This is a genomic window from Frankia sp. CgKIO3 (assembly GCF_977946435.1).
Map to the genome: position 1 here is coordinate 1 of NZ_CDWTMO010000251.1, position 4,064 is coordinate 4,064.

Annotated in this window: 7 protein-coding genes and 2 pseudogenes; 5 read left to right on the forward strand and 4 right to left on the reverse strand. The window is 65.9% G+C overall.

Annotation, left to right across the window (positions count from 1 at the left end):
- Together AC08OJ_RS18970 and AC08OJ_RS18975 are read left to right on the forward strand one after the other, a co-directional pair.
- Positions 1 to 544 (forward strand): annotated as a pseudogene (locus AC08OJ_RS18970) (epoxide hydrolase); the annotation flags it as partial.
- Positions 545 to 588: 44 nt separating this feature from the next.
- Positions 589 to 792 carry a hypothetical protein gene (locus AC08OJ_RS18975; protein ID WP_476596448.1) on the forward strand — a complete coding sequence of 68 codons (204 nt, stop codon included), beginning with the start codon at positions 589 to 591 and terminating at the stop codon, positions 790 to 792.
- Positions 793 to 821: 29 nt separating this feature from the next.
- Here AC08OJ_RS18975 and AC08OJ_RS18980 read toward each other — a convergent pair whose 3' ends face one another.
- Both AC08OJ_RS18980 and AC08OJ_RS18985 read right to left on the reverse strand, forming a co-directional pair.
- A complete protein-coding gene (locus AC08OJ_RS18980; protein WP_476594631.1) occupies positions 822 to 1,163 on the reverse strand; it encodes a HepT-like ribonuclease domain-containing protein in 342 nt (113 codons plus the stop codon).
- On the reverse strand, positions 1,153 to 1,464 hold the full coding sequence (locus tag AC08OJ_RS18985; protein ID WP_476594632.1) for a nucleotidyltransferase family protein: 312 nt from the start codon (positions 1,462 to 1,464) through the stop codon (positions 1,153 to 1,155). Before AC08OJ_RS18985 ends, AC08OJ_RS18980 begins: the two co-directional genes overlap by 11 nt.
- Positions 1,465 to 1,574: 110 nt before the next feature.
- Between AC08OJ_RS18985 and AC08OJ_RS18990 the strand changes: the two genes are divergently transcribed.
- From AC08OJ_RS18990 to AC08OJ_RS19000, 3 genes are all read left to right on the forward strand, one after another.
- Entirely contained in the window at positions 1,575 to 2,039 is a 465-nt protein-coding gene (locus tag AC08OJ_RS18990) for a flavodoxin family protein (RefSeq protein WP_476594633.1), read from the forward strand.
- 111 nt (positions 2,040 to 2,150) lie between these two features.
- Positions 2,151 to 2,396 carry a hypothetical protein gene (locus AC08OJ_RS18995; RefSeq protein ID WP_045878334.1) on the forward strand — a complete coding sequence of 82 codons (246 nt, stop codon included), beginning with the start codon at positions 2,151 to 2,153 and terminating at the stop codon, positions 2,394 to 2,396.
- Positions 2,393 to 2,794, forward strand: a complete 402-nt coding sequence (locus AC08OJ_RS19000; RefSeq protein ID WP_476594634.1) for a type II toxin-antitoxin system VapC family toxin — start codon at positions 2,393 to 2,395, stop codon at positions 2,792 to 2,794. The genes AC08OJ_RS18995 and AC08OJ_RS19000 overlap by 4 nt, the downstream gene beginning before the upstream one ends.
- Positions 2,795 to 2,890: 96 nt before the next feature.
- Here the strand turns inward: AC08OJ_RS19000 and AC08OJ_RS19005 are convergent, their stop codons facing one another.
- Both AC08OJ_RS19005 and AC08OJ_RS19010 read right to left on the reverse strand, forming a co-directional pair.
- Entirely contained in the window at positions 2,891 to 3,394 is a 504-nt protein-coding gene (locus AC08OJ_RS19005; RefSeq protein ID WP_476594635.1) for a hypothetical protein, read from the reverse strand.
- Between the two features lie 337 nt (positions 3,395 to 3,731).
- Positions 3,732 to 4,064: pseudogene (locus AC08OJ_RS19010) on the reverse strand (hypothetical protein); the annotation flags it as partial.

A 4,064-nucleotide genomic window follows, 5' to 3' on the forward strand; every position in this document is an offset into this window, starting at 1 on the left:
CAGCCCCGACGGCCTGCCTGACGACATCCACGCCCAGATCGTCGCCGTGGAGAAGCGCTTCGCCGTCCACCTCGCCGTCCACCTCGCCGCGCACGTGCTCGCCCCGAGCACGCTCACCTACGGGCTGTCCGACTCCCCGGCCGGGATGCTCGAACGCTGGGTGAAGTGGAGCGACAACGGCGGCGACATCGAGACCGTCTTCACCAAAGACGACCTGCTCACCCACACCATGATCTTCTGGGTGACCAACACGATCGGTACCTCGATCCGCACCTACGCCAACAACAACCGCTACCCGTGGGCCCCGTCCCACGACCGGCAGCCAGCCATCGAGGCGCCCACCGGCATCACCTTCGTCGGCTATGAAAACCCACCCGGCGTCAGCACCGACCAGCGGGTTCAGAACTTCCTCGACTCCGACCGCGCCGCCTGGTACAATCACGTCGGCCTCAACGCCCACGACCACCGCGGCCACTTCATTCCCTGGGAAATCCCCGCTCAATGGGTCGACGACCTGCGGCGTACCTTCCGCGGCCGCCGCTAATGATCTTTAATTCATGATATCGCTGGATCATAGTTTTGTGGGTCATGATGGTCGCGGCCGATGCCGGGATCGTGGCCACCGACCCTTCGGCGCCGGCCGACGAACCCACCCGCCCCGCGCTCCCGGATACGATCATCGCCGTGCACCCGTTCCACGTCGTCCAGCTCGCGAACAAGATGGCCGGCGAAGCGCTCGCCGCGGAACGGCGCGGTGAACACGAAGCACAAGCACCCAGGCAGTGTTCCTGATCCTGGCTCTCGCGAGTAGTGTGAGTAAATCATCTTTCGGTCAGCATCTTTCGGACGACTCGTTCGAGCTCGGGGATCTTCTCCTGAAGTACCTGCCAGACCAGGGCGTCGTCGACGGTGGCGTAGCCGTGGATGAGAATGTTCCGGAAGGCAACAATCCGAGGAAGCTCGGGGATCGCGGCGGCGAGGTCTGGAGATGCTTTCGACAGCTGGTTGAGCGCCTCGCCGATGATCTCGAACTCGCGTTCAACCGCGGCGCGGAGCATCGCGTTCGCCAGATAATCTTCGAAGGTCTGGTCGTGGGCGAAGCCTCGGGCGAGTTCGGCCGCGTTGGCAGCGTCCCAGAGATACTTGCGTGGGTCAGGCGGCATACAAGGGCTGCCTGGTGCTCATGACCTGGTCGCGGAAGTACGGGTTGCGGATGGCGGTGACGCTGACGACGTCGACGGCGCGGCCAAACAGGCGCTCAAGCCCTTCCTTGAGAGTGAAGTAGGTACCGTAGTAGTCGAATGCGGTGTTGTCAGCGTCGAACTCGACGAGGACGTCGACGTCGCTGGTGCCGAGGTCGAAGGCGTCGGAAGTCGCGGATCCGATGAGGTCGAGACGGCGGACGTTGAGACTGCGGCAGAGTTGCTGGATCTCCGCGCGTCTGGTCTCGATCAATGGCTGCATGCCGACCTCCTCTGCGGACGATTGTGCCCGATCAGGCGGCTGGTGCCTACCGCCTGGCCCGCTGCCATGCCCGGGTGGGGCCGGGGCCAGACGTCGGCCGAGGCCATAGCATGGCCGCGATGCCGACTCTGCTGATCGTTCACCACACACCATCGTCGACCATGCAGGTGATGTTGGAAGCGGTGCTGGCCGGTAGCCGGGACGAGGCGATCGAGGGTGTGGCCGTCGTCGTCAAGCCGGCCTTGGCGGCGACGGCCGTCGACGTGCTCGCCGCGGACGGCTACCTGCTCGGCACCCCGGCGAACATCGGCTACATGTCGGGGGCTTTGAAGCATTTCTTCGACCAGATCTACTACCCCGTGCTTGAGGCGACGGTTGGTCGCCCATACACCCTCTACGTCCATGGTAACAGCGACACGACCGGCGCCATCCGTGGGATCGAGACCATCGCGACCGGGCTCAGATGGAAGCGTTTGCGCGAGCCGCTGTCGATCGTCGGCGAGGTGGACTCCGGGGCACGCGAGGCCTGCTGGGAACTCGGTGCCACCGTCGCCGCGTCGCTGATGACCGGCTGACGGCGACGTCCCGCGCAAGCGGCGGAGGTGGCGTGAGGCACCCACGAACGCTTCTGGCGAGGGTGACTCGAGGATTCATGCATGATGCATGAAGCGTGGTAGCGTGGACAGATGAGCGAGTCTGCCGACGGGGGCATCATCCAGGTACGCGATGTCGATCCGACGACGCTCGCGGTCCTCCGCGAACGTGCCAGATCGCTCGGCCAGTCACTGTCCGGGTACTTGCGGGACCTGATGGATGCCGATGCGGCCACGGAGACCAACGCGGAGGTCATCGCCCGCATCGCTCGCGACAGGGAACCGGTGGAGCTCACCATGGATGACATCCTCGCGGCGCGCGATGAGGGGCGGCGTTGACCCTCACGTACGTGGTTGACTGCTCGCTCGTCATTGATGTGCTGTCCGTCCGCGATGGCGACGAGGTGCTCCGGCAGCGCCTGTCCACCCCGCGCACGCTGCACGCCCCGCACCATCTCGACGTCGAGGTCGCGTCAACAGTCCGCGGGCTTGCCGCAGGCAAGAAGATCACTGACCATCGCGGCGAGCAGATGCTGGCTGACTACGCGCGCCTGCGGATCACCCGTCATCCGGTTTGGCCCTACCATCCCCGGATGTGGGAGCTGCGGCACAACCTCGGTACCTACGACGCCGCCTACATCGCGCTCGCCGAAGCGCTCGGCTGCGACCTGCTCACCGGCGACACCAAATTCAAGAACGCCACCGGACACCGCGCGACGGTCATCGTCACCCGATAGCAGGCACGGGCGCGTTTCCCTCTTCCTTCGACCCCGAGGCCGGCCGGGAAGTACGACGTCAGGACGCCCCCGCGTGCCCGTGCTTGTCCGGGAAGGTCAGTGGGAGGGCAGGCCCAGGTTTGTCAGGATCTCGCGGAGGCGGTGGCGGCCCTCCATCGACTCCGGGCCCGCGAGGCGGGCGATTACCCGGTCGCTCCAGGTGCCTTCCAGGCCGAAGCGGGCGTTGTAGACGGACAACCGCTGGTCGTAGGTAAGGACGCGACCGCGGCGGGCACCTTCGCGGGCCCGGTGGTGCTTCGGGCGCGGTCCGAGGCCGTCGGGCGCAGCGGAGTTCGACGGATCCGGATCCGGGACCACCAGATCCTCAGTGACTCGCCCCCGGACTATGCCGGTGCCGACCTCGGGCTGAGTTCGCCCGAGCTCGTCCTCGGCGTGTTCGCCAGCTGCCTGACGCACATGTTCGAGATCGTCGCCGCCCGGTTGGATGTCCCCGTCGACGAGATCAGCGTGGAGGTCGAGGGTCACATGGAGCCCCGCGCCGGCCGGTCGGGCTTCGAGGACGTGCCTCGCGCACCGCAGCACATCACCTACCAGGTCCATGTATGGAACTGTTCGCGTGGTTCCGGGTGCTCCGGCCGAGACGTAGTCTGGCGTGCTCCCGCCGTCCGCTTCGCCAAAGGCACCCATTACTTCGGTGTCGAAGTCGTCATCGTTTCCATCATGATCTGGATCAACGACGCCACCGGCCAAGATCCTTCACTCACTGTCTTGCCGGCCGCCCGCGACATCTCGGGAACCATTCTGGGAAGGAACGCGGACCTACTGGGAACTGGCGAGTATGGGTGCGCCGGCCCGGGGCGGGCACCCGCTCCACCATCACTATCAGACTGGCATGTCCGCCGCCGCTCGGAGAATTCCGGCACTGCGCGTCCGGGGCTCAGGAAGGACCAAAGCGAAGGATGAACCAGTCGGCGGCCTCGCAGGCCACTCTGTGGAGCTCTAATGCTTTCCTGACCCCGACGCTTTCGTTGAGGCCGTGGGCGATCCTGTTCCGCCGATCGACTAGCGTGGCCAGCTCGCGGCGCAGCCGACCGTCGTCCGCGTCGAGCAGTGCGCTCAGCTCCTGGCGCAGGCCCTGGTCGAAGCGCCCGGCCAGGGTCTCGAGCGCCGCAGGCGTCGGGTACAGCCTCAATGCCATTTCCGCTAAGTTGATCAAGCTGCGGTCTGGGGTTTCATGGGGTTGGCGAGCCTGATCGTGGGCGGGGCGTGG